Genomic DNA, 24,651 nt, shown 5'->3' with positions numbered 1-24,651 from the left:
TTCAGCTGAAGAATGCCTCGCGCAGCTGGGGGCCGAGTTGGCCGATCTCGGTGAGGAAACCGTCGTGCCCGATCGGCGCTTCGATCACGTGGACAGGAACCTCTCCGGGCAACGCCTTGGCCAGCTCCTGGGATTGTTCGGGGAAATAGAGCCGGTCCGAGTCGACCGAGGCAACGAAGAATTTCGCCGTCGCCACGGACAGCGCATCCTCCAGTGAGCCGCGGCCGCGCGTGACGTCGTGGCTCATGAGTGCCTCAGTGATGGCGATGTAGCTGTTGGCATCGAAACGCTGGACCAGCTTGCTTCCCTGATGGTCCAGATAGCTTTCCACCTGGTAGCGGCCCCGCTCCCCCAAAGCGGAGGCGCGGAGCGGCGCTTCGCTGCCTTGGGCCTTCCTGCCGAAGCGGAAGTCCAGTTCATCTGCCGAACGGTAGGTGATATGTGCGATGCGCCGGGCGAGGGCCAAACCGGCCTCGGGCGCAGCCTGCCCATAGTAGTCGCCACCGTTGAAGGCGGCATCTTGCCGGATAGCGAGTGTCTGGGCCTGGGCGAAGGCGATCTGTTCGGCGGTGCTGTACGCACCGATCGAAATGACGGCACAGCGCTTGACACGGTCCGGGTAGCTGACCGCCCATTCCAGTGCACGCGCGCCGCCCAGGGACCCGCCCACCACGGTGTGCCAGCTATGGATCCCGAGGGCGTCCGCCAGCCGGGCTTCGGCCACGGTACTGTCCCGCAGAGTCACGAGCGGGAAACGGGAACCCCACGGCTTGCCGTCCGGAGCGGTCGACGACGGCCCCGTGCTGCCGTTGCAACCTCCCACGATGTTGACGGAGACGACGAAGTAGCGCTCGGTGTCGATGGTGGCGCCGGGACCGACGAGCTCCTCCCACCAGCCTTCCTCGTCGCTCGCGCCACGGGCAACATGCGTGCTGCCCGTGAGGGCATGTTCCACCAGGACTGCGTTGGAAGCATCGGCATTGAGCCGCCCCCACGTCTCGTACGCAAGGACCACCTCGGGCAGGAAACCTCCGGCCTCCAGTTCGAGTCCGCCGATCGAAACATACTTCAACGTTCCGTCCTGGGTACCGGAGCGGGGTATGGCTGTTGCAGCAATTGTCATTCGTTGACACCTCACATCGCGCTTGCCTGCCGCCAACACAGCGGAGGGCCAGGTCTTCACCCGGGGCACCCCGCCGCGAGAGGAGGGTTGCCGGCCAGCAAGCCGGGGCTGTCGCTGGCGCTCATGACCTACAGGAAGAGTCTAGGAAATCCGGACCCCTCCTGACGAAGATTATGACATCTTTGTGACACTTCGCCGCGTTTTGTTCGCTTACGCGAGAGGCTGTGAGCCTTGAAATTGAAGGGTCGGGTGATGCCTGTGTTACAGGAGATAGAATCGGGCAGCAGCCTGCATCCTTAGGATGCCTCCCCGGCACTGTCCGTCACAGGAAGATTGAAGCTCGTGAAAAAGCCTTTCGGCCTCGGTCCGATAGCCCTGTTCTTGCTCGCGTCATGTTTCACTTTCGGAGTGCCGCTGCCGGCGCATGCCGACACGGGAACGGGCGAAGACCGCTACGTTGTCCACTACGCCGAAGGCACGGACGTTGCCGGCAAGACCGCGGAGCTGCGCTCGCAGGGAGTCGCGGTGGACCAAACGTTCACGCATGCCCTCAAGGCCGCCGTCGTCACCGCGACGCCCGCGAAGGCCGCTGCGCTGGCGACGTCGAACCGGGTTGTCTCCGTGAACCGTGACACTCCGGTGCGGATTACGGATACCCAACAGCCGGCGCCCTCTTGGGGCCTTGACCGGATCGACCAGCGCACCCTTCCTTTGGATGGAAGCTACACGCCGCCGTCGAACGGCGCGGGCGTCACCGTCTACGTGGTGGACACCGGGATCGCTTCCGCCAACACGGATTTCAGCGGCCGCATCCTGCCCGGATTTGCCGGTGTCACCCCCGACGACGGGCATGGCACCGAGGACTGTAATGGTCACGGAACCCACGTTTCAGGAACAATCGCCGGAACCAAGTACGGTGTGGCCAAATCCGCCGACATCGTCCCTGTCCGGGTGCTCGATTGTGCTGGCTCAGGCACAGCGTCGGATGTCATTGCCGGCTTGGACTGGATAGCTGCGAATCACCAAGCCGGAACTCCCGCAGTTGCCAACCTCAGCTTGAGCGCGGAGGCGATAGACACCACTCTCGACGCTGCCGTCCAAGGCGTCATCGATCACGGGGTCACCGTAACCTTGGCCGCAGGCAACCAAGGCCAAAACGGCTTACCCGCCGCCGACGCATGCAACAGCTCGCCCGGACGGGTTGCCGCCGCCTTGACCGTAGCGGCCAGCGACACCACGGATCACCAAGCATCGTTCTCCAACTACGGCCCTTGCGTGGATCTCTACGCGCCAGGCGTCGGTATCGTTTCTGATTGGTATACCTCACCCACCGCGACGAACACCTTGGACGGAACATCGATGGCCTCTCCCCATGTGGCAGGGGCCGCCGCCATGCTCCTCTCCATGCACCCGTCGTGGAGTCCCGCGCAGGTCTCAGCAACGTTGACTGTCGGCGCAACGGCCGGGATGGTCCAGTCGACCGGAAACTGCATGCCTAACCGGCTGCTTTACGTCAGCCCTTCGCTCTTCTCCCCATCTCAAGACCCCATGGGCGGTTTTGCGGCTACGACCCCTTGCAGGCAACTTGACACGCGGGACGGAACCGGTGGTGTCAACGGGCCGGTCGCCCCTGGACAGACCATCAGCGTCAAAGTTGCCGGACGCGGCGGCCTCCCCGCTTCCGGAGTTTCCGCTGTGGCGATGAACATCACGGTGGCCAGCCCGACGTCGAATGGCTTCATCACCGCCTATGCCGGTGGAACCAATCGACCGGCCACCTCCAACCTGAATTTTGCTCCCGGGCAGATCGTCCCGAATTTCGCGATCACGCCGGTGGGGTCCGACGGAACGATTTCCTTCACGAATAGCTCCAACGGCACTGTCCAACTCATCGCCGACACCACCGGTTACTACCTTGCCGCTGGCGCATCGCCCGCTCCCGGGACGTTCTCCGCCCAGGCTCCGTTCCGGCAATTGGATACCCGGGACGGTACCGGCGCGCCAAAACAAGCCGTCGCTCCCGGAGGTACCATCGTCGTCAAAGTCACCGGGCGCGGCGGCGTCCCGGCGTCGGGGGTTTCGGCTGTTGCGATGAACATCACGGTGGCCAACACCACGTCCAACGGCTTCATCACTGCCTACGCAGGCGGGAGCCCGCAACCGAACGCCTCGAACGTCAACTACGCACCAGGGCAGATCGTCCCCAACTTCGCCATCACCCCCGTGTCCGATGCCGGAACAATCTCCTTCACCAACACCTCCTCCGGCACCGTCGAACTCATCGCCGACACTTCCGGTTACTTCCTTGGCGGTGCGGCTACGGGTGCCGGCGCGTTTTCCGTCCAGGCTCCGTTCCGGCAATTGGATACTCGTAATGGCACTGGAGGGTTCACCGGTCCCGTGCGAGCGGGACAAACCATCAACGTCAAAGTCACGGGGCGCGGTGGCCTCCCTGGCTCGGGGGTTTCGGCCGTTGCGATGAACATCACGGTCGCCAACACCACGTCCAACGGCTTCATCACCGCCTACGCGGGAGGAACCCCGCAGCCGAGCACCTCGAACGTGAACTACGCAACAGGACAGATAATCCCGAACTTCGCCATTACGCCCGTTGCTCCGGATGGCACTATTTCCTTCACCAATAACTCCTCCGGCACAGTGCAGCTCATCGCGGACACTTCCGGGTACTACATCGCGGGTTGACCCCGTGACGGGCGCCCATCCGAAGGGGCGCCCGTCACGGAACGAACCGGCAATGCGTCTAGGCGCTCTTGGCTGACCGGAATCCGGCCTCAAGGTCTGCGAGGATGTCGTCGATGTGCTCGATTCCGACAGAAAGGCGCACCAGGCCGGGGTTCACTCCTGCTACGGCCTGCTGTTCAGGCGTCAGCTGGCTGTGTGTCGTGGACGCAGGGTGGATGACCAAGGAGCGGACATCGCCGATATTTGCCACGTGGGAGTGCAGTTCCAAGGCGTCCACGAAGCGTTTGCCGGCGTCGATCCCGCCACGGATCGTGAAGGACACCACCGCTCCGGTGCCTCGCGGCCCGTACTTGCGGCCGCGTTCGAACCAAGGGCTGGAAGGCAGGCCCGCATAGGCGACCGACTCGACGTCGTCGCGCCCCTCGAGCCACTTCGCCACTTGCTTGGCGTTCTGCACATGGCGTTCCATCCGGAGGCTGAGGGTCTCGATTCCTTGGGCAATCAGGAAAGCGTTGAACGGGGACACGGCCGAGCCGAGATCGCGCAGGAGCTGGACCCGGGCCTTGAGGATGTAGGAGAGGTTGGCCCCGAGGGCACCGTCCTTGCCCAGGTCGCGGGCATAGACCAGGCCGTTGTAGCTGGGATCCGGGGTGTTGAAGTTGGGGAAGCGCTCAGGGTCCTTGCTGAAATCGAAGTTGCCCGAGTCCACGATGACGCCGGCAATGGCCGTTCCGTGCCCGCCCAGGTACTTGGTGGCCGAATGCACCACGATGTCCGCGCCCCATTCAATGGGGCGGATCAGGTAGGGCGTGGCCAGGGTGTTGTCCACGACGAGCGGGACTCCGGCCTCGTGGGCGGTCCGTGAGACGCCCTCGATGTCCAGAACGTCTTGACGCGGGTTGGAGACCACTTCGGCAAAGAACAGCTTGGTGTTTGGCTGCACGGCATCCCGCCACTGGTCCAGGTTGTCCGGGTCTTCGACGAAGGTTACGGATATCCCGAACTTCTTCAGCGTGTGGGCCAACAGATTGTAGGTCCCGCCGTAGAGGCTCGGGCTGGCGACAACATGGTCGCCGGCCTCTGCCACGTTGAGGATGGCGAACGTTTCCGCTGCCTGGCCGGAGCTCAGCAAGAGTGCAGCCAAGCCACCCTCAAGGCTCGCGACGCGCTGTTCCACCGCATCCTGTGTCGGGTTTCCGATTCGGGTGTAGATAGGCGCCAGCTCGGCCAGCGCAAAGCGGTTTGCCGCGCTTTCAGCACTGGGGAAGACAAACGAGGTGGTCTGGTAGATGGGGAGCGCCCTGGCGCCGGTAGCGGCGTCCGGCTCCTGTCCTGCGTGGATCTGGCGCGTTTCGAATGACCATCCTTGGGACATGCGGACTCCTCGTTGCTCGTGCTCTGGGCCGTGGTTCGGCGTGCGGGCCTGCGGTTTTCAGCCCGCTGGCCACTATTGCCGCAAGTCTAGGCAGGGCTACGCACCTCCGGAAGCTTTGTGACGAACCCTGTAGTTTTCGGTCCTAGGACGACATGAGGTGACCTGGAGCGTCATCTCCGATACATCCCACCTTAGTTAGGGTTGACTTAGCTGAGAGGTCCATCACAAAGTGCCAAGATGAAGCCATGCGCATGGATCACGTCTCTTACGCTTGTGAACGAGATGGCCTACTGGCCACCACCGAGCGGATTTCCGCAGCATTGGGAGTGGACGCAGTCCGGGGCGGAGTGCATCCGCGCTTCGGTACCCGGAACATGATCATTCCCCTTGCTGACCACAAATACCTGGAGGTTGTGGAGGTCCTTGACCACCCGGCCTCCGACAAGGCACCCTTTGGACAAGCTGTCCGTGCACGCTCCGCTGCCGGAGGTGGCTGGATGGGCTGGTGCGTCGCTGTTGACGACCTGAGCCCCTTCGAACAACGCCTCGGACGCGCCGCTGTGCCCGGCAACCGCAAGTTTCCGGACGGCCGCGAACTCGTCTGGTCGCAAATCGGCATCCTGGGGCTCATCGCCGACCCCCAGGTCCCGTACTTGCTCCGTTGGGAGGGTGACCCCGCACTTCACCCGTCCCTCGTCTACCCGAGCGATGTCAAGATGTCCAGCCTTACCATTGCCGGGTCGGCCGAACGCGTCACCGAGTGGCTCGGAGAACCCGTGGAGAAGCCGCTTGAGGACGTTGCCGTCCAATGGATGGCCCCGCATGGAACGCCCGGAATCATGTCGGTAACGTTTGAAACCGCCAACGGAGCCGTCACCATCTGACGGACCACCGGACCAGGAAGGCCCGGAAAGACTTCGGCCGCCATATGCGGGTGCCAATGGCGTCACCTGCAATGGCGGCCGAAACCTTTTAACCGGTCACATATTCGCCCAAGACTCGCAAACGGACGCAGGACACGCGTGTCCGGGCGTCGCCCGCGAATGCGGGTGTCCTTGGCGAATATGTGTGTCGCCTACCCCAGTCCGATTGCCTTACCGAAAACGCTGAAGCCCACGAACGCCACGATGTCCAGAATGGCGTGGGCCACCACGAGCGGCATGACCCTTTTGGTTTTGGTGTAAATCCAACCGAACACCAGCCCCATCACCGCGTTGCCAATGAACGGCCCAAAGCCTTGGTACAAATGGTAGCTCCCGCGTAGGAGCGCGCTGAGCACAATCGCCAAGGGAGTGCTCCACCCGAACTTCCCGAAACGGTCCAGGAGGTAGCCCACCACGATGACTTCTTCGACGACGGCGTGCCGCATGGCCGACAGCACCAGCACCGGCACCGTCCACCAGTAGGAATCCAAGCCGCTCGGGATGATCGCGGTGGTAATCCCCAGTGCCCGGCCGGCCGCATAAAGACCCAGCGACGGGATCCCGATCAGGGCGGCGAGTCCCAGTCCCTGCAGCGCGTCACGGCCCGGGCGTGCGAAGTTGAAGCCCAGCCGGGTGAATCCCGAGGGGCTCTCCGCCGTTTGGCGGTGCATCGACAGGAAATAGAACACCAACACCACCGGGACCAGGGCAAAAGCGATGTCCAGCAACTGGTAGGTGAGGTCGAAGTACTCGCGCGTGCTCTGGGAGCGATTAAGGGTTGACGTTGCCTGTGACAACGGCGCACTCGTCATCTTGTCCAATAGCTGCACCACGGAGTACACGGCCGATTGGCCCAGGGACAAGCCGAGGACAATCAGCACTTCGGCGCGCAGCCGGCGCGTTGAGGCAAGGAGCATGTTCCTATCTTGCCTGCATTTGCCTGATGTTTCCCGGGAGCCGGCCGCATTCGCCCGGCGCCCGCATTCGCCCGCCGCCCGCACGAGCCGGGTAGCGCCTGCACGGGTATGGGAAGGGATGGACCCTATGCTTGGGAGGATGAGCGCGCCAGGAAGAATCTTCATGATCCGGCACGGCCAATCCGCCGCCAATGCCGACACTTCCATCTACAACCGTGTGCCCGACTACCGCATCCCGCTGACCGGCCTTGGCCTAGAGCAGGCCAAGGCCGTAGGTGAGGAGTTGCGCAAGCAGCTCGACGGCGAGCCTGTGTGCGTCTACGTCTCGCCATACCTTCGGGCCTACCAAACCCTCGAGGCACTGGATCTAGGGAGCCTGACGGAAAGGGTGATCGAGGAACCCCGCCTCCGCGAACAGGACTGGGCCAACTTCCAGATTGCCGGAGACATCGGGGACCAAAAGGAGCTTCGCAACCTCTACGGCCATTTCTTCTACCGGTTCCGCGAGGGCGAATCAGGGTCCGATGTCTACGACCGTATTTCGTCCTTCATGGAAACGCTGTACAGGCACTGGGAGAAGCCCGATTACGCGCCCAACACCCTGCTGGTGACCCATGGCCTGACGATGCGCCTCTTCTGCATGCGTTGGTTCCACTGGTCGGTGGAGTATTTCGAGTCCCTCAACAACCCGGAAAACGCCGCCCTCCGGACGCTAATCCGGAACGATGAAGGCAAGTATGACCTGGACACACCATTCAGCCAGTGGGTGCAGCGAAGCACTGACGAAACAGTAATGAACGCTCCGCCGATGAACTTCTAAGGGACGGCGACGCCCGAAGCTAGGCGCCCTTGGCCACGATCACTTCGGTGCCGCCGGCTTCGAATGCTTCCTTGGCCTCGACGGTGATGCCGGAATCTGTGATGAGACGACGGAAATCGTACCCAGCCATGGCCGCGAAGGCACGCTTGCCGATCTTCGTGGAGTCGGCCAGGACATAGGAGTTGGTGGCGCGGCGAGCCATCGCGGTATTCACCATGGCTTCTCCCTCGTCGGTGATGGTGGGGCCGACCTTCGGATCGACGCCGTTGACGCCGATGAAGGCGATGTCCAGGGCAACCTTCTGCATGATGACATCGGTATAGGGTCCAACAAGTTCGTAGGAACGCGGGTTCAGGATGCCGCCTGTCACCATGATCTTGATGTTGGGCCGCACCGCAAGCTGGGCGGCGATGTTGATGGCGTTGGTGACCACCGTCAGCATGGGCCGGTTGGAAGGTGCGTTAAGGTCTTCCCGGGTGGACAGGACTTGTGCCAGCGCCGTGTTGGTGGTGCCCCCGCTGAGTCCGATCACGGCCCCGGGCATAATGAGTTCGGACGCAGCCAGGGCAATCTGTTGCTTGGCCTCCGCGTGGTCGTCCCTGTTGTAACGCCCGGGGAGCTCGTAGGCCACTGATCCCGTGGTGGCACCGCCGCGGGTACGGCTCAGGAGCCGCTGCTTGGCCAGGCTGTCCAGATCACGCCGTGCCGTGGCCGGTGAGACGGCTAGACGAGTCACGATGTCCTCGACCTCAACGTGCCCTGACTCGGCGAGGAGATCAAGGATGGCTGTCAGTCGATCGTTGCGGGTCATCACAAACCTTCCGGAGATTGGAACTAGTTCACTTTCGCGAACAGCGTCAGCAAACGTGCGGTTTCCAACACGAGGGAATCCCGGCCGGCCTTGATGTACCTGCGGGAGTCCACCACTGAAGGGTTGGCATCCAGGTACTCACGGACTGCGCGGGTGAAGAACCCGTTCAAGTGTGTGGATACGTTGATCTTAGTCATACCGGCCCGGATTGCCGCGACAAGCGTCTCATCAGCCACGCCGGAGGAACCGTGGAGGACGAGCGGCATCTTCGCCGCCTTCTTGAGCCGGGCGATGAGGGCAAGATCGAGGGTGGCGTTCCGTTCGGTCATGGCATGCGAGGAACCGACGGCGACGGCGAGCGCGTCAACCCCGGTGGCGTCCACAAAGGAGCGGGCCTCGGCCGGATCGGTTCGGACCCCCGGAGCATGGGCGCCGTCCTTGCCTCCGACCTTTCCGAGTTCTGCTTCAACGTAGACGCCGCGCTTCCTCGCGTATTCGGCGACCCGACGCGTGACCTGAACGTTCCAGTCGTACGGCAAGTGGGCGCCGTCGTACATCACGGACCCGAAACTGAGGTCGACGGCCTGAAGGGCCAGTTCTTCGGACTCTGCGTGGTCAAGGTGCAGGGCCACAGGAACCGAGGCGTCCCGGGCGATCGACATGGCACCCCGGGCGATCGGCACGAGCCCGCCATGGAAACGGACGCAGTTCTCGGAGATTTGCAGGATCAGGGGAACGCCCGCCGCCTCCGCCCCGGCCACCAGGCCTTCTGCGGTTTCGAGGTGGATGACGTTGAAGGCGCCCTGTCCGATGCCATGGGCCGCGGCGGCATCCATGAGTTCCCGTGTGTTGACGAGGGTCACGGGGTCTCCTTCCAGCTGAGAATGAGTTGGCTTTCGAGGTCGGTGTGGAGCGGCGAGATCTCGCCGGCGGCCGGCATGAGAACCGCGGCGGCGGACCAGGCTGTTGCCCGGCGGAGAATCCCGGGAATATCAGTGATGTCAGTCATCCCGTTCGCGAGGGCGACGGCGGCCGCCGCTACTGCGGCGTCGCCGGCTCCGGTGGGGTTGCCACTGAGCGGTTCCGGGAGGCGTGCGCTCCAATAGCCGCCGGGGGTGGCATGGTGGAAGGCGAGCATGCCTTCAGCGCCGGCACTGACCAGGACGGTCTTGGCGCCCAGAGCGATCAAGTGCCGTGCTGCGGACTCGAGGCTGCTTTCCCTTGTTGCGTCGAGGAGTTCGTGATTGTTGGGTTTGAGCAGATCCGCCCCGGCCCGCGCGGCGGCGATGATCGCGGGACCGGAGGTATCGACGACGGCCGGGATCCCGGCGTCGTGCGCCAGGCGTACCAGCGCCGGGTAGAAGTCCGCCGGTGCGCCGGGCGGCAGGCTGCCGGAGCCGACAAGCACTCCGGCGCCGTGCCCGTCGAGGGCCTCGACGACGGCGGCAGCCAGTGCCTGCCATTCGGCAGGCCGGAGGGGGCTCCCCTCCTCGTTGAAGATGGACGTCTCGCCGCCCACGGTATCGACGAGGGCGATGCTGCGCCGTGTTTCCGCTGCAACTGGAATCAGGCGATGGGGCACGCCACTGTTGCGGAACTCGGCAGCGAATTCCGCGCCGACCGCACCGCCCGTGGGAGCCAGTGCCAACACTGGATGGCCGAGCTGGTGCGCCACGCGGGCAACGTTGAGGCCTTTTCCCCCTGCGCGGCTGAGGGGCGTGCCGATGCGATGGCTCGCACCGGGAGTGATCCCGGCGACGTGGTAACTAAGGTCGATCGCCGGATTGGGGGTGACGGTGATGATCCTTTTCATGACCTTGCCCGCGTGCCGGAGGCGGCCTTCGCAGCCGGGAGCAAGGCTCGCGCGCGCATGGCGGCGCCGAGCAACCCCGCGTCCTGGCCCAACTCGGCACGCATGATGATTGGCCGGCGTTGGAAGTCGAGCAGCTCGTCAAGGCGGGAACGGAGCGGCTCAAGGAGTCCTTCCCCTGCTTCCGCAAGGCCGCCTCCCACCACCACCGCTTCCGTACCGATGATGCTGACACATTGGCTCAGGCTGAAAGCCAGGGCGTCCACGGCGTCGGCCCAGATCCGCGCCGCCAGTGTGTCGCCGTCCTTGGCCCGTTCCAGGACTTCGCGGGCACCGGGGAGCGGAATTCCGGCCTTTGCGCTGTAGCGCCGGGCGATCGCTCCGGCGGAACCAACGGCTTCGAGGATCGTATGGCCGGAGCACTCCGAATCCGGGTCCGGAACAAGGGCGTGGCCCAGTTCCCCGGCGAAACCACCCGCCCGGACCGGGTAGCCGTCGGAGATGACAGCGGCGGCGATCCCGGTGCCCACCACCATGACCACGATGTTTCGGAAATCCCGGGGTGCGCCGAAACGGAATTCTGCCTCGGCGGCAGCGCTGACGTCATGTCCGAAGGCGACGGGTAGCCCGAGTCGCTGCGAGGCCTTCTCCCCGAAGGGAAAGTTCCGCCACCCCAGGTTCGCCGAGTAGATCCCCACACCGATATCGGAGTCGACGATTCCCGGAACCACAAGGCATGCGGCCTTCGCCGGGTGGCCGGGGAACTCGGCGGCAAACTCCGAGGCCAACGCTTCAACGGCGTCCAGGATCGCTTCGCCAGCCCGCAAGGGATCACGGGGCGTTGCGACGCGGCGCAGCCCAAGGATGTTCCCGCTTGCGTCGACCAGGCCTGCCTTCAGGTCCGTACCGCCGATGTCAAAGGCAAGGACCGCGGATTCAGCGGCTCCGAGAACCATGGGAAGACCTAGGCCGTGGCGTTCAGGACGACAGAGCGTGTGAGGTTGCGGGGCACATCCGGGTCGAGCCCGCGGACCCGTGCCCGCTCAAGGGTGACCCTGTGGACCCGGGTCAGCTCGGCGAGCGGATGCTTGCCGGTGTTGACGTAGAGAGCGCCTGTACGGGCCATGTCTGCGTCCAGGCCCTCGGGCTGCGCCCCGAAGAGCCAGGTGACCCGGCCAGGGGCTGCGATGGAAATGGGGCCGTGCCGGTATTCCATCGCCGGATAGGATTCCGTCCAGCCTTGGACGGCTTCGCGCATCTTGAGCCCGGCTTCGTGGGCCAGGCCGACAGTCCAGCCGGTACCGAGGAAGGTGAACTGTTCGGCATCGAGGAACTCCTGGGACACGGGCTCAGTGACTGCACGGCGTGCCTGCTCGATCGCGGTGTCGAATTCGAAGCCCAAGCTCGCCAAAAGGTACACCAGCGCGGTGGTGGCGAAGCGGGTCTGCACCACCGATTTTTCGTCGGCGTAGGCCAGGCCTATGACGGAGTCGGACAGAGCGGTAATAGGTGAGTTCACATCGCCGATCACCGCAATGGTCCTGGGTTTTCCACCGACAGCCTTAGCGCGCAGTTCCTCCAGGAGCTCAAGAACCTCCGTGGTGGTGCCGGAGCGGGTGATCGCGATGACGGCGTCGTACTGGCGAGCGGCGCTGTTGTGGTTGAGGAAGGCTTCCGACGCTGCGAACGCGTCAGTCAGGCCTTTGCCCGCGGCTTCGCGGGCAGCAGCGTAGCTCTGCGCCATGAACCATGAGGTGCCACACCCGACGACTGCGATCCGCTCGCCGTCAGCGGGCAGCAGGTGCCCTGCCTTGGCTCGCTCAAGTTTGCATTGCTCGATGGCCCGCTGCCAGACCTCGGGCTGCGAAACAAGTTCTTCTTCCATGAAGGCCCCGAGAACATTGTTGCTCATCTCACTTACCATCCCTGTCCACATTTCTTCGACGTGCACTTCAGCATTCAATCATTTGACGTTTTCTGATCTATAGAAACACTAAACGATCATTTTCAATCGCACAAGGATCGTGGAGGCTCTAGCATGCCGAAGGAAGAAAGCAGGGCCCCTCCCTACGGAGAGACCCTGCATTTGGCTGCCGTTTTTTGCGGTATTGAGATGCTAGAGCGCGCGGACTCCGGCCCGCCACACAGCAAACGTCAGCGGGATGCCCGGCCTGTACGCCAGATGCGTGGCCGACGGCGCCCTGAGCATATGGAGATCGGCGCGGTGCCCGACGGCGATCGAACCCACCGCCCGCTCGCCGTCGACGTCGTTGCCCGACTCCCGCCCCAACGCCAGCGCACCGCCGTAAGTCGCCGCCCGGACGGCCTCGTGGACGCTCAAGTGCATTTGCAGCACCGCAGTTGTGACACAAAAAGCCATCGAACTCGTGTATGAGGTGCCGGGGTTGCAGTTCGAGGCCAACGCAATCTGCACTCCGGCGTCGAGCAAAACCCTGCCCGGAGCGAGCGGCTGGCGCGTTGAGAGATCGCAGGCCGGCAAGCACGTGGCCACTGTGCCGCGCGAACCCGTTCCAGTGGACGCGTCCCAGCCGCTCCACGAGCCCGCGAGCGCCTGGATATCGGCCTCGCAAATGTAGTTGACGTGGTCAACGCTCGCCGCGCCGAACTCGACTGCCAACTGGACACCGGGCCCCTCACCCAGCTGGTTGCCGTGGACACGAAGGCCCAGCCCCGCATCACGGCAGGCCGACAAGACGCGGCGGGATTGCCCTTCGGTGAAAGCACCGCGCTCGCAGAACACATCGGCCCAACGCACGTACGGGCGGACGGCGTCGAGCATCGGGCCGCAGACGAGGTCCGTATATTCCTCGGGGTCGACACCGGCCGGGACCAAGTGCGCGCCCAGGTAGGTGACTTCGTCCACGGTGGCTGCGGCGATGCGTGCACTGCGCGCCTCGTTCTCAAGGTCCAAGCCGTAGCCGGTCTTGCTCTCAAGGTAGGTGGTGCCTTGGGAGACGGCTTCGTCCACGCGTCCGGCGGCGAGGCGCGTCAGTTCCTCGTCGCTCGCGGCACGGGTGGCGCCAGTGGTGACCGCGATGCCGCCGGCGCTGTAACTCTGGCCCGCCATCCTCGCCTCAAATTCGGCGGTGCGGTCCCCCGCGAAGATCAAGTGCGTGTGCGAATCCACCCATCCCGGGAGCACGGCGCGGCCTCCCGCGTCCACGCGCTCATCGGCCGAGGGAGCCTCCGAGGCGTGGCCGATCCACGAGATCCGCTCACCTTCGATCACCACGGCCGCATCCTGGAGGACGCGATGCTCCGCGTCCTGGGTCATCAGTTCGCCGATGTTGCTAATCAGTGTGCTCGTCTGCCCGCTCATGAACCTATTGTTCAACGGCGGATGGACCAACGGGCGGCGGCGAGCTCCCCTGGTGTCCGGGATACGGGACTGGTCTCCGAACCATGGCCAAGGATTGCAGCTGCCGCGAGCTCGGCGATCGCGGAGGATGTCTGAAAACCGTAGCCGCTTTGGCCCGCGAGCCAGAAGAAGCCGGGAGCCTCCGCGTCGAAGCCCACCACCGGTACGCCATCGGCAGCTTCCGTGCGCAGCCCGGTCCAGGCCGAGGCGACCGAACGGATGCCCAGCGAAGTCAGGGAATTCAACCGGGCCACGAGCTCTTCCACGTCGCCGGGCCGCGGCCGCGCGTCCTCGGCGCCGCTCGGCACCTTCTCCGACGGCGAGATCAGGACTTGTTCGCCTTCGCGCCGGAAATAATACGAATTGTCCGCCGCAGCCACCAAGGGGCTGCCTGGCGGAAGGGGGCGTTCGACGTCGACGATCGCCGCCGTCCGGCGGTACGGCTGCAATCCGAGCTTCTCCACCCCGCTAAGCACCGCAAGTTCGTCCGCCCAGGCACCGGCCGCATTGACGACGACGCCGGTCTGGAAGCCCTCCAGCCCGGCCCCCAGTTGCCATCCGGAGCCGAGTCGCTGGGCCGAGTGCACCCGCGCGCCGGTGATGATGTCCACTCCCCCGGCCTCCGCGCGTTCCTTGTGGTCCTCCAGCAGCACTGGTGCGTTACAGGCGAAGGATCCGGTATCCAACCCCGCAGCCGTGAAAGACCCCGGATTCAGTGCCGGGCACAGTTCAAGGGCTTCGGCGTGCGTGATGGAATGCATGTGCCCGCTGGCTTCCGCGCGGACCGTCGCTTCGTCGCCCACCAACAGGAAGGACCGCGGTTCCAACACGGGTACCTGCAACGCGGCGTCGCGGGCAGCCATGAGTTCCAACGTGCGTACCGTGAGTTCCTGCACGACGGCGGGACCGAGGCTGGGGATCAACTGCCGCGCCGAGCGGGAGGACGCGTGGTAGGCGAGCGTTTGTTCGGCTTCCACGAGGGCCACCGAACATTGGCCGGCCAAAGCGGAAGCCAGTGACAACCCGGCGATGCCGCCACCGACAATCACCACATCATAATTTGCAGCCATCCCTCCATCCTGACAGCGCGGAAGCCTGGATGTAAGGGGACCGGTGGCGAAGGGATCGGTTTCGAAGGGCGTGGCGCGGGTTACTCCACCGACGACGGTTTGATGCCGCTGTAGGGAGTCCACCAGGTCAGGGGCGCCGTGACTGTGAAGCGCCGCCCTGAGATTGAGTCCGCGGGAATCCGCACGAAGTGGTCCTTCCTGCCCGCTTGCCAGGGAAAGAGCGGGAGGGCGAACGAGTCAACCACGTCCTCGGGCGCTTTCAGCGGGACAGCCTTGCCGTGGAGCACAACGCTCCAGGCGACGCCCGTGTCCTCATTGACACCGTCGACTTCCATGGCCACCGGGAATTCGCTCAGGGCGGCGTCCAGCTTTGTGCCTGTCCCCGTCCTGAAGACGACGGTCCCGTGGTCCACCGTGTAGTTGATGGGGAAAATGTCCGGGCGGTCGCCGAGCCATACGGCGAGTCTGCCAACACGCACGCTTCTCAGGAGATTCCAGCATTCCTGGGGATCCAACACCTCGGCGGGAGCTTGCACTGCATCATTATTCATAGTGCCGATCCTAGGCCCCGGATCCCGATCGGCACAGCAGGCCAGGTGCGGGTCAAGGGGCCAGGCAAGGGTCGGGGACTTTAGCGGAGGTACTGAAGCTGCTCGAAGTGATCGATGTAGGCGTCAAGGAGCTCTTGAGCCACCCTGACGGAATCCACCAGGGGGTTCATTGCCAGCGCCTTGTAGGCCGAACGCCGGGAACCCGTCAGGGCAGCATGGATGGTTGCGCGTTCCACGGCTTTGGCGTTGACAACGAGCCCTAGCGCGTAGTCCGGCAACGGCCGGGCCGGGAGGAGGCGGACTTGCCCGGCATCCACGAGGCAGGGTGCCTCGATGACGGCGTCGGCGTCGAGCTCGGCCACGGTGCCCCTGTTGGGGACATTCAGGATCAGCCGGGCCGCCTCCCCTTGGCGGATGGCCCGCATGATGGCCAAGGCAACGGACTCGTAGCCGCCGGTCACCAGGTCCTCGGGTGCCCGTTCGAAGGTTCCGGCTGCCTCCCTATTGCTCTGCATGTACGTCTCTTCGCGGTCCAGCTTGGTCTTTTCCCAGAGCCGGAGGGCTGCCTTCGAGGTCGGACTCCGCCGGGCGGGCGCCGCTCCGCGCTCGTTCCCGTTCCGGAGCCCGTTGTAGAAGGACGATTGCTGCCGCGCCAAGTAGGCGCCGCGGGTGCTTTCGGCGCGACGATCGGCGTCGAGCGCTTCCCGCCTGAAGTAGTAGTAGTGCAGATACTCATTGGGAACCGCTCCCAGCGCCTGGATCCACGAAGCGCCGAAGAGCCGGCCCTCCTCAAAGGACTCGATAGCGCCGGCGTCGGCCAGGAGGCGCGGCAGGACGTCCTCGCCGTCGACTGCCAGTCCCCGTAGCCAGCCGAGGTGGTTCAGTCCGAAGTAGTCGATTTCCACGGAGCCATCGCGAAAGGCCGCCGCGCCGCGGTGGATTCCGGCTGCGAGAAGGCATCGTCTGGCCAGCCCGAGCGGCGAATCGCAGATCCCCACCACCTTGGTGCCGAGGACTTCCGTCATGACCTCGGTGATGACTCCGGCGGGGTTGGTGAAGTTGATGAACCAGGCCTCCCGCGCGTGCTTTTTCACGGCCTCGGCGATGTCCAGGACCACGGGGATGGTCCGCAGGGCGTAGGAAATCCCTCCTGCGCCCACTGTCTCTTGCCCGATGACGCCATGTTCAAGGGCAATCCGTTCATCGGCGGCACGCCCCTCCAGGCCGCCCACCCTGATGGCCGAGAAGATGAAGTCGGTGCCGGGCAATGCCTCCGACAACCCGGTGAACAACCGCACTGTCGGCGCATCGGGCATTCCCTCGGCCATGTCGGCGAGGACCCTGGCGACGACGCCCAGGCGCGCGGCGTCGGCATCAAACAGCCTGAGCTCGGTGACGCGGCCAGGTTCATGGTCCGCAAGCAGGGCCGAATAGACCAACGGAACCCGGAATCCTCCGCCGCCCAGGATGGTGAGGATCATGGAACTCAGAGCCCCGCGGCGGCGCGGCTCTTCACGAAGGCCTGGACACACGCCTCGACGTCCTCCGAGCTGTGTGCTGCCGAGAGCTGCACCCGGATCCGGGCAGCACCCTTGGGTACCACGGGGTAGCTGAACGCCGTGACGAAGACTCCGTGGTGGAGCATCTCGTCAGCCACCTTCGCGGCAACCACCGCGTCGCCGAACATCACCGGAATAATGGCGTGTTCGCCGTCGAGCAGCTCGAAGCCTTCCTCACTCATGCGCCGCCGGAACAAGGCTGCGTTCTCGAAGAGTCTGGAGCGGAGTTCTCCTGAGCCTTGGACCAGTTCAATGGCCTTGATCGTGGCCGCAACGATGGCCGGTGCCAGCGAGTTGGAGAAAAGGTACGGACGGGCCTTTTGGCGCAGCATGGCGACGATTTCCCTGCGCCCGGAAACGTAGCCGCCGGAGGCGCCGCCGAGGGCTTTGCCGAACGTGCCGGTGTAGATATCCACCCTGCCGGAAACGCCGGCATGTTCCGGGGTTCCCGCGCCCGTGGAGCCCATGAAGCCGACGGCGTGGGAGTCGTCCACCATGACCAGGGCATCGTGCTTCTCCGCGAGATCGCAGATGGCCTCGAGCGGGGCGAGGTAGCCGTCCATCGAGAAGACGCCGTCGGTCACGACGATCTTGCGCCGGGCCGGTGCCTCGCCGGTTGAAGCCTCGATCAGCTTGGCTTCAAGGTCGCCCATGTCCTGGTTGGCATAACGGAAGCGCTTGGCTTTGCTCAGCCGGATGCCGTCGATAATGGAGGCGTGGTTCAGGGAATCGGAGATGATGGCGTCCTCGGCCCCGAACAGGGACTCGAAGACACCCCCGTTGGCGTCGAAGCAGCTGGAGAACAGGATGGTGTCCTCGGTCCCCAGGAACTTTGAGACGCGGGCTTCGAGCTCAAGGTGCAAGTCCTGGGTGCCGCAGATGAAACGGACCGACGCCATGCCGAAGCCGCGCTCGTCCATGGCGGACTTGGCGGCCGCGATGATGTCAGGGTGGTCTGCGAGGCCCAGGTAGTTGTTGGCACAGAAGTTCAGGACAGTGTTCGCTGGCTCGCCGAGCTGGCCTGCGGCAATGTGGCTGGCTTGCGGCGAATCAATGTGACGTTCGGTCTTGAAGAGGCCGGCGGTGCGGATCTCGTCAAGCTCGCCCTGCAGCTGGTCTTTGATGCTTGAGTACATGGCTTGCTCCTGGTACTGGGGTCTTGGGAGGACTTTACGGCGTCTTAGAGTTCGGTCCAGTCGAGGACAACCTTGCCGCCCGTGCCGGCGCGGGCGATTTCGAAGCCCTTTTCCCAGTCGGTGGCGGACAGCTTGTCCGTGACGACGGCGGAAATGTTGCGGTGCAGAGCGGAGTTGGAGGACAACATGGCGCTCATGGCGTACCAGGTTTCGTACATCTCCCGGCCGTAGATGCCCTTGAGGGTCAGCATGTGGGTGACCACTTTGCCCCAGTCGATATCGATGGACTGGCTGGGCAAGCCGAGCATGGCGATGCGTCCGCCGTGGTTCATGTTGTTGATCATCTCAGGAAGGGCCGTGGGATGTCCCGACATTTCCAGGCCGATGTCGAATCCTTCACGCATGCCGAGTTCGAGCTGCGCATCCTTGACGCGCATCTTGGAAACATCGACGGCGAGGTCCACGCCCATCTTCCGGGCCAGTTCGAGGCGGGGGGCGGAGACGTCCGTGATGGCGATCTTGCGGGCCCCGGCGTGGCGTGCGACGGCGATTGCCATGAGCCCGATGGGTCCGGCACCCGTGATGAGCACGTCCTCGCCGACCAGCGGAAAGCTCAGGGCGGTGTGGACGGCGTTGCCGAAGGGGTCGAAGATGGCACCGAGCTCGGGAGTGACGGAGGGATCGTGGTGGACCCAGACGTTGGTCTCCGGGATGACGACGTACTCTGCGAAGGCGCCATCGCGCTGCACGCCAACGGACACTGTGTGGATGCACATCTGGCGGCGGCCGGCACGGCAATTGCGGCAGATTCCGCAGACCACGTGGCCTTCACCGGACACACGGTCACCGACCTTGACGTCGCGGACGTCCTCGCCCACGGCCACCACTTCGCCGTAAAACTCGTGGCCCGCGATCAGCGGCGTTTCGATGATGCCTTGCGCCCAGGCGTCCCAGGACTGGATGTGCAGATCCGTTCCGCAGATGCCCGTGGTCATGACACGGATCTTGACGTCGCTGGGACCTTCCTCCGGCTCAGGCCGTTCGACGAGTTCAAAACCAGCGTGCGGACCGGATTTGTAGAGAGCCTTCATGGGTCTTCCTCACTCAGGATGGGGCGGTTTGTGTGCCGTTTCACTTCATTGAAACCTCACGAACGGTTTAGCACAACTATGTTTTTCTCAATCAACGATTTAGCATTTGCTAAATGGAAGTGCATCAGCTCCAAATGCTCAGGGAACTAGGGGATCTCGGGAGTGTCAAGGCCGTGGCCGAGACTCTCATGGTCACTCCGTCCGCCGTCTCCCAGCAGCTCGCACTCCTGCAGAAATCGGTCGACGTACCCCTCACCCGCAAGGAAGGCCGCGCTTTGGTGCTGACGGATGCCGGCCGGGTCCTCGCAGACGCCGGAGCCGCCGTGGTGAGCGCCATGGCGGACGCCCGAGCCGCGATCGGCGCTTATCACGACTCGCCGGGCTCCACCGTGACCGTGAGCGCCTTCCACAGCGCGGGCCAGGCTCTCTTTGCGCCGCTTGCGGCCTTGCTCGCAGCCGCGCGCAACACTGATCCGGAAAACAGCGTTCCCCGCGTGAAGCTCGCTGACGAAGACGTGGCCCAGGAAGACTTCCCGGGACTCGCCGCGCGGTACGACCTTGTGTTGGCGCACCGCATGGAGCACAGTCCCGAGTGGCCCACCGACAAGGTCGCGGTGATCCCCCTCGCCGACGAACCACTCGACGTCGCGCTGCCTGCCGGGCACCCGCTCGCGGCACGCTGCGAACTCAGGCCGGCCGACGTCGTCGGGCAGCCTTGGGTGACCAGCCGCGCCGGTTACTCTCCCGCGGACGTTCTGGCCGCCGTCGTCGCCGTCAACGGGCGTCCGGCCGATGTCCTGCACCGTATCAACGACTACTCCACGGTGGCCTCGCTCGTGGCAGCCGGTGGCGCAATCGGCTTGCTCCCCCGCTTCACCGCCCAGCGCGTCTTGGACGCGGGTGTGGTGTTGCGTCCGCTGGCGGGGGTGAATTCGGTGCGCAAGATCGACATCCTGGCGAGGCCGGAAACCCTGAAACGGAAATCGGTCATGACGGTCTGCGACGCACTGCAGACCGTCATGACCGAACTTTCCGGGGCTTCCTAGCCCAACTAACTCGCATTTGTTGACGCTTTGGAGGCTCAAAACGACACCAACTGCGAGTTACTTGGCTGCGGGAGGGGACGCCCTCTAAACGCTGCTCCCGTATCCAAGCCGCCGTCCGCCGTCGTTGGGTGACGAGGGCAGCGTACCCGCAATAATGCGGTTCGCTGTGACTGCACTGCCACTCTTGGTGCCGGAGACCACAACGGTGTCTCCCGACTTCAGGTCAGTAGCCTTGATGCTTTGAAGCGACGGCCGCCGGCCTTGCATTCCAGTTCCGGCCCCGGGGAGCTTGACGATGGTGGTAGACGATGTGATCGCGAAGCTCTGCGTGAAACCGTCATCGCTCTTCACTGAAATGCTCGAATCGCTGACGGACTGCACGGTGCCACGCTGTGTCACGAGCGTTGTGAATGTGCCGTCCTTGTTCTTGACTGTGAACTCACTGTGGATCCCTGGGCCTGCGAAACCGCGCGGAAGTACGGGGAATGGCCGGGCCTTGCCGGGCGAAGGGGTAGCGGGCGCGGTAGCGCCGGGCGAAGGGGTAGCGGGCGACGCGGTGCTCGTAGGCGAAGCGCCCACGTACGAGGGGATGATCTGGCCGGCAGCCCAGACTGCGGCCACACCACCGCCGCTCAAGACGACGGCGATACCGCCGGCGATGAGAGCTTTACGAAGCCCCGGAGTCATGGTGGACATGGCCTAATCCTTCCTCCGCTCCTCCCCGAGCCGGTAAGGGGCGGGCAGCAAAGAACTGATGACTCCATGATGAGCCTTGAAGCTGTGTTCCGGCTGTGGATCCAGACCCAACTAGCTCGCAGTTGTCGTCGTTTTGACGGCTCAAAACGACGTTAACTGCGAGCTAGTTGGGGGTGGCGGGAAGCGGTTGGGTTAGCCTTCGACACCGAGCTTCTCGAGGATCAGCTCGCGCACGCGTCCGGCGTCGGCCTGGCCGCGGGTGGCCTTCATGACACCGCCGACGATCGCACCGATCGCCTGCACCTTGCCGCCGCGGATTTTCTCCGCAACGTCCGGCTGGGCCGCCAGCGCAGCGTCGATCGCTTCCAGCAACGGACCGTCGTCGGACACGACCGCGAGGCCGCGCTTCTCGACGATCTCCGCAGGGGTGCCTTCACCGGCGAGGACCCCGTCGAGCACCTGCGAGGCCATCTTGTTGTTGATCTTGCCGCCCTCGACCAGCTTGTTCAGCTCCACGATGGTCGCCGGAGTGACGCCAAGCTCGGATGGGTCGACGTCGGCCGTCTTGGCGCGTCCGACAATCTCGCCCATCCACCACTTACGCGCCACGGAAGCGCTGGCGCCGGCCGCAATGGTTTCCTCGATGGAGTCCATGACGTCGGCGTTCACGACGTCGCGGAACTCAAGGTCCGAATAACCCCAGTCGGCCTGGAGCCGCTTGCGGCGAGCCGCGGGCGGCTCGGGCAGCGTGGCGCGGAGTTCCTCCACCCATTCGCGGGACGCGAGGACCGGAACGAGGTCCGGCTCCGGGAAGTAGCGGTAGTCGTCAGCGTCGGACTTCGCCCGGCCCGACGTCGTCGTGCGCGTGTCCTCGTGCCAGTGGCGCGTTTCCTGAATAACCGGCTCACCGGAGTCCAGGACGGCGGCGTGGCGCTGGATTTCGTAGCGGACGGCGTGTTCGACGGCGCGCAGCGAGTTCACGTTCTTCGTCTCGGAACGAATGCCGAACCGTTCGCGGCCGTGCGGGCGGAGAGAGACGTTGGCGTCGCAACGGACGTTGCCGCGCTCCATTTTGGCGTCGGAGACTCCGAGGTTCTTGACGATCTCCCGAACCGCGGCAACGTACGCCTTGGCGAGCTCGGGCGCGCGGCTGCCCGCCCCCTCAATCGGCTTGGTGACGATTTCTACAAGCGGAACACCCGAACGGTTATAGTCCACCAGGGAGTAGTCGGCACCTTGGATGCGGCCCGTGGCGCCACCCATGTGGGTAAGCTTGCCGGCGTCTTCTTCCATGTGTGCGCGCTCAATCTCGACGCGGAAAACGGTGCCGTCCGAGAGCTCAATGTCCAGGTAACCGTCATACGCAATGGGCTCGTCGTACTGGGAGGTCTGGAAGTTCTTCGGAGTGTCCGGGTAGAAGTAGTTCTTCCGGGCGAAACGGCAGTACTCGGCGATCTTGCAGTTCAGGGCGAGCCCGATCTTGATGGAAGACTCCACCGCAGTCTTGTTCACGACCGGCAGGACACCTGGCATGCCAAGGTCCACCTCGTTGACGTTGGTGTTCGGCTCGTCGCCGAAGACGTTCGGGGCGGAGGAGAACATCTTGGTCTTGGTGTTGAGCTCCACGTGGACCTCGAAGCCAAGGACGGGATCGTACTTCTCCATGGCCTCTTCGAAGCTGAGGATGGCGTCGGTAGACATCAGTTGGAACCTCCGGCGGTGATGGAGCTGGAACCGAGAGCGGGGGCCTGCAGTACAGGGGCCTGCAGTACAGGGGCACGGTCCAACAACGGACCACCCCACTTCTCTTCGAGCAAGGATTCAAGGACGGCACCCACGCGGTACAGACGGGCGTCCTCGCGGGCGGGAGCCAGAAGTTGGATGCCGACGGGCAGGCCGTCTTCGTCGGCCAGGCCGCCAGGCAAGGACAAGCCGGGGATGCCTGCCATGTTCGCCGGAATGGTGGCCACGTCGTTGAGGTACATGGCCAACGGATCGTCCAGCTTCTCCCCCAGCTTGAAGGCCGTGGTGGGAGCCGTCGGCGAAATCAGAACGTCGGCCTGCGCGAACGCGGCATCGAAATCACGCTGGATGAGCGTGCGGACCTTCTGCGCCGAGCCATAGTACGCGTCGTAGTAGCCTGCGCTCAGGGCATAGGTGCCCAGGATGATGCGGCGCTTGACCTCATCGCCAAAACCGGCGGCACGGGTCGCGGCCATGACGCGTTCGATCGTCATGGGGCCGTCCTCCGGCAGTACACGCAAGCCGTAGCGGACGCCGTCGAACTTGGCCAGGTTGCTGGAGACCTCGGACGGCATGATCAGGTAATAGGCGCCCAAAGCGTACTTGAAGTTGGGGCAGGAAACCTCGACGATTTCCGCGCCGGCGCCCTTGAGTAGCTCGAGGGACTCGTTGAAACGGTTCTCGACGCCGGACTGGTAGCCCTCGCCGTGGAGTTCCTTGACGATGCCGATCTTCATGCCCGTCACGTTGCCCGTCTTGGCTGCGGCAACAAGGGTATCGAACGGATCCGTCAGCGACGTGGAGTCGAACGGGTCGTGGCCGCCGATGACTTCCTGCAGCAGGGCCGAGTCCAACACGGTCCGCGAGACCGGGCCGATCTGGTCCAACGACGACGCCATGGCGATGGCACCGTAGCGGGAAACAGCTCCGTAGGTCGGCTTCATGCCGACGGTGCCGGTGACTGCGCCGGGCTGACGGATAGATCCGCCCGTGTCCGTGCCGAGGGCAAGCGGAGCTTCGAAAGCTGCGACGGCGGCCGCGGAGCCACCACCGGAGCCGCCCGGAATGCGGTCCAGATCCCAAGGGTTGCGGGTGGGACCGTAGGCCGAGTGTTCAGTGGAGGAACCCATCGCGAATTCGTCCAGGTTGGTCTTGCCCAGGATGGGCATCTTCGCTGCGCGCAGCTTCTTGATGACGGTGGCGTCATAGGGGCTGTACCAGCCCTCGAGGATCTTCGAACCTGCCGTGGTGGGCTGGCCAATGGTCACAATGAGGTCCTTGACGGCGATGGGCACGCCGGCGAGTACGTGCAGCGCTTCGGCCTCGGCACCGCCAGCCGCGCGGATCGCGTCCACCTCGGCGGCGACGGCGAGCGCTTCTTCAGTGTTGACGTGCAGGAACGCATGGATGCCGGCTGACCCGCCGTCCACCAGTGCGATCCGGTCCAAGTACGCCTGGGTGACCTCGACGGATGTGATCTCGCGAGCTGCCAGCTTGGCGGCCAGTTGCGCTGCGGACAGGCGGATGAGTTCGGTGTTGTTCAATTCAGTCATTCGTTTAGTCCTCATCCAGGATTGCCGGAACCTTGAAACGGCCCTCGAAGGAATCCGGAGCCCCGGACAACGCCTGCTCGGCAGTGAACGTGTGGCCCACGACGTCCTCGCGGAACACGTTGGTCAGCGGAATCGGATGGGACGTGGCCGGGACATCGTCCCCGGCGGCTTCGCTGACGGACTTCACCGATTCCACGATGACGGCAAGCTCGCCGGCCATCCTGTCCAGCTCTTCGGCACTCATTTCAATGTGAGCCAGACGCGCAAGATGCGCGACGTCGTCACGGTTGATCGCAGCCATGGATCTCCCCTGCAAAGTTCAAATGGTTTTCCGGACTAGTCTAC

22 protein-coding genes and 1 riboswitch are annotated in these 24,651 nt (G+C 64.3%); of the genes, 4 read left to right on the top strand and 18 right to left on the bottom strand.

Going from position 1 to position 24,651, the window contains the following annotated elements:
* Nucleotide 1: 1 nt before the first annotated feature.
* Nucleotides 2-1,123: a homoserine O-acetyltransferase MetX gene (metX, locus tag A3M3_RS0111880; RefSeq protein WP_028266519.1), complete on the bottom strand. Its 1,122-nt coding sequence runs from the start codon at nucleotides 1,121-1,123 to the stop codon at nucleotides 2-4.
* 13 nt (nucleotides 1,124-1,136) lie between these two features.
* Nucleotides 1,137-1,252, bottom strand: a riboswitch (SAM riboswitch).
* 213 nt (nucleotides 1,253-1,465) lie between these two features.
* On the opposite strand from metX, the gene A3M3_RS26965 reads away from it, so the two are divergent.
* Nucleotides 1,466-3,826, top strand: a complete 2,361-nt coding sequence (locus A3M3_RS26965) for a S8 family peptidase (protein WP_231497244.1) — start codon at nucleotides 1,466-1,468, stop codon at nucleotides 3,824-3,826.
* A gap of 58 nt (nucleotides 3,827-3,884) precedes the next feature.
* Here A3M3_RS26965 and A3M3_RS0111870 read toward each other — a convergent pair whose 3' ends face one another.
* The gene (locus A3M3_RS0111870; protein ID WP_028266518.1) at nucleotides 3,885-5,201 is read right to left on the bottom strand and encodes a bifunctional o-acetylhomoserine/o-acetylserine sulfhydrylase; all 1,317 of its coding nucleotides are present in this window, start codon (nucleotides 5,199-5,201) and stop codon (nucleotides 3,885-3,887) included.
* A gap of 245 nt (nucleotides 5,202-5,446) precedes the next feature.
* Here A3M3_RS0111870 and A3M3_RS0111865 point away from each other — a divergent pair, with 245 nt between their 5' ends.
* Entirely contained in the window at nucleotides 5,447-6,085 is a 639-nt protein-coding gene (locus A3M3_RS0111865; RefSeq protein ID WP_028266517.1) for a VOC family protein, read from the top strand.
* A 191-nt stretch (nucleotides 6,086-6,276) separates the two neighbouring features.
* On the opposite strand, the gene A3M3_RS0111860 is transcribed toward A3M3_RS0111865, so the two are convergent.
* Complete coding sequence (locus A3M3_RS0111860; protein WP_028266516.1) at nucleotides 6,277-7,041, bottom strand: CPBP family intramembrane glutamic endopeptidase; 765 nt, start codon at nucleotides 7,039-7,041, stop codon at nucleotides 6,277-6,279.
* Nucleotides 7,042-7,180: 139 nt separating this feature from the next.
* Between A3M3_RS0111860 and A3M3_RS0111855 the strand changes: the two genes are divergently transcribed.
* The gene (locus tag A3M3_RS0111855) at nucleotides 7,181-7,861 is read left to right on the top strand and encodes a histidine phosphatase family protein (protein WP_081736783.1); all 681 of its coding nucleotides are present in this window, start codon (nucleotides 7,181-7,183) and stop codon (nucleotides 7,859-7,861) included.
* Between the two features lie 19 nt (nucleotides 7,862-7,880).
* Here the strand turns inward: A3M3_RS0111855 and A3M3_RS0111850 are convergent, their stop codons facing one another.
* From A3M3_RS0111850 to tdh, 11 genes are all read right to left on the bottom strand, one after another.
* A complete protein-coding gene (locus tag A3M3_RS0111850; RefSeq protein WP_028266514.1) occupies nucleotides 7,881-8,672 on the bottom strand; it encodes a DeoR/GlpR family DNA-binding transcription regulator in 792 nt (263 codons plus the stop codon).
* A 23-nt stretch (nucleotides 8,673-8,695) separates the two neighbouring features.
* Nucleotides 8,696-9,535, bottom strand: a complete 840-nt coding sequence (locus A3M3_RS0111845) for a class II fructose-bisphosphate aldolase (protein WP_028266513.1) — start codon at nucleotides 9,533-9,535, stop codon at nucleotides 8,696-8,698.
* On the bottom strand, nucleotides 9,532-10,485 hold the full coding sequence (locus tag A3M3_RS0111840) for a 1-phosphofructokinase family hexose kinase (protein WP_028266512.1): 954 nt from the start codon (nucleotides 10,483-10,485) through the stop codon (nucleotides 9,532-9,534). Before A3M3_RS0111840 ends, A3M3_RS0111845 begins: the two co-directional genes overlap by 4 nt.
* Nucleotides 10,482-11,438, bottom strand: coding sequence for an ROK family protein (locus A3M3_RS0111835; protein ID WP_028266511.1), 957 nt, complete (start codon nucleotides 11,436-11,438; stop codon nucleotides 10,482-10,484). The genes A3M3_RS0111840 and A3M3_RS0111835 overlap by 4 nt, the downstream gene beginning before the upstream one ends.
* Before the next feature lie 8 nt (nucleotides 11,439-11,446).
* Nucleotides 11,447-12,394 carry an SIS domain-containing protein gene (locus tag A3M3_RS0111830; RefSeq protein WP_028266510.1) on the bottom strand — a complete coding sequence of 316 codons (948 nt, stop codon included), beginning with the start codon at nucleotides 12,392-12,394 and terminating at the stop codon, nucleotides 11,447-11,449.
* 204 nt (nucleotides 12,395-12,598) lie between these two features.
* The gene (gene hutI, locus A3M3_RS0111825; RefSeq protein ID WP_028266509.1) at nucleotides 12,599-13,822 is read right to left on the bottom strand and encodes an imidazolonepropionase; all 1,224 of its coding nucleotides are present in this window, start codon (nucleotides 13,820-13,822) and stop codon (nucleotides 12,599-12,601) included.
* A gap of 11 nt (nucleotides 13,823-13,833) precedes the next feature.
* Nucleotides 13,834-14,931: an NAD(P)/FAD-dependent oxidoreductase gene (locus tag A3M3_RS0111820; protein WP_028266508.1), complete on the bottom strand. Its 1,098-nt coding sequence runs from the start codon at nucleotides 14,929-14,931 to the stop codon at nucleotides 13,834-13,836.
* A gap of 80 nt (nucleotides 14,932-15,011) precedes the next feature.
* Complete coding sequence (locus A3M3_RS0111815; RefSeq protein WP_035741678.1) at nucleotides 15,012-15,482, bottom strand: pyridoxamine 5'-phosphate oxidase family protein; 471 nt, start codon at nucleotides 15,480-15,482, stop codon at nucleotides 15,012-15,014.
* 80 nt (nucleotides 15,483-15,562) lie between these two features.
* On the bottom strand, nucleotides 15,563-16,963 hold the full coding sequence (locus A3M3_RS0111810) for a 6-phospho-beta-glucosidase (protein WP_028266506.1): 1,401 nt from the start codon (nucleotides 16,961-16,963) through the stop codon (nucleotides 15,563-15,565).
* Nucleotides 16,964-16,968: 5 nt separating this feature from the next.
* Nucleotides 16,969-18,177, bottom strand: coding sequence for a glycine C-acetyltransferase (locus A3M3_RS0111805; protein WP_028266505.1), 1,209 nt, complete (start codon nucleotides 18,175-18,177; stop codon nucleotides 16,969-16,971).
* A gap of 44 nt (nucleotides 18,178-18,221) precedes the next feature.
* Nucleotides 18,222-19,268, bottom strand: coding sequence for an L-threonine 3-dehydrogenase (tdh, locus tag A3M3_RS0111800; protein ID WP_028266504.1), 1,047 nt, complete (start codon nucleotides 19,266-19,268; stop codon nucleotides 18,222-18,224).
* Nucleotides 19,269-19,381: 113 nt separating this feature from the next.
* On the opposite strand from tdh, the gene A3M3_RS0111795 reads away from it, so the two are divergent.
* The gene (locus A3M3_RS0111795) at nucleotides 19,382-20,314 is read left to right on the top strand and encodes a LysR family transcriptional regulator (RefSeq protein WP_028266503.1); all 933 of its coding nucleotides are present in this window, start codon (nucleotides 19,382-19,384) and stop codon (nucleotides 20,312-20,314) included.
* An 84-nt stretch (nucleotides 20,315-20,398) separates the two neighbouring features.
* Here the strand turns inward: A3M3_RS0111795 and A3M3_RS0111790 are convergent, their stop codons facing one another.
* From A3M3_RS0111790 to gatC, 4 genes are all read right to left on the bottom strand, one after another.
* Nucleotides 20,399-21,010 (bottom strand): hypothetical protein, encoded by a 612-nt coding sequence (locus A3M3_RS0111790; protein WP_028266502.1) that lies wholly within the window; start codon nucleotides 21,008-21,010, stop codon nucleotides 20,399-20,401.
* A gap of 192 nt (nucleotides 21,011-21,202) precedes the next feature.
* Entirely contained in the window at nucleotides 21,203-22,711 is a 1,509-nt protein-coding gene (gatB, locus tag A3M3_RS0111785) for an Asp-tRNA(Asn)/Glu-tRNA(Gln) amidotransferase subunit GatB (protein WP_028266501.1), read from the bottom strand.
* Nucleotides 22,711-24,306: an Asp-tRNA(Asn)/Glu-tRNA(Gln) amidotransferase subunit GatA gene (gene gatA / locus A3M3_RS0111780; RefSeq protein ID WP_028266500.1), complete on the bottom strand. Its 1,596-nt coding sequence runs from the start codon at nucleotides 24,304-24,306 to the stop codon at nucleotides 22,711-22,713. Before gatA ends, gatB begins: the two co-directional genes overlap by 1 nt.
* A 4-nt stretch (nucleotides 24,307-24,310) precedes the next feature.
* Complete coding sequence (gatC, locus tag A3M3_RS0111775; protein ID WP_028266499.1) at nucleotides 24,311-24,607, bottom strand: Asp-tRNA(Asn)/Glu-tRNA(Gln) amidotransferase subunit GatC; 297 nt, start codon at nucleotides 24,605-24,607, stop codon at nucleotides 24,311-24,313.
* Between the last annotated feature and the right edge of the window lie 44 nt (nucleotides 24,608-24,651).

The organism is Arthrobacter sp. MA-N2 (assembly GCF_000517125.1).
Taxonomy (GTDB): Bacteria; Actinomycetota; Actinomycetes; order Actinomycetales; family Micrococcaceae; genus Arthrobacter; species Arthrobacter methylotrophus.
Note: the sequence above shows the minus strand (reverse complement) of the source record. Positions and strands in the feature narration are given on the sequence as shown.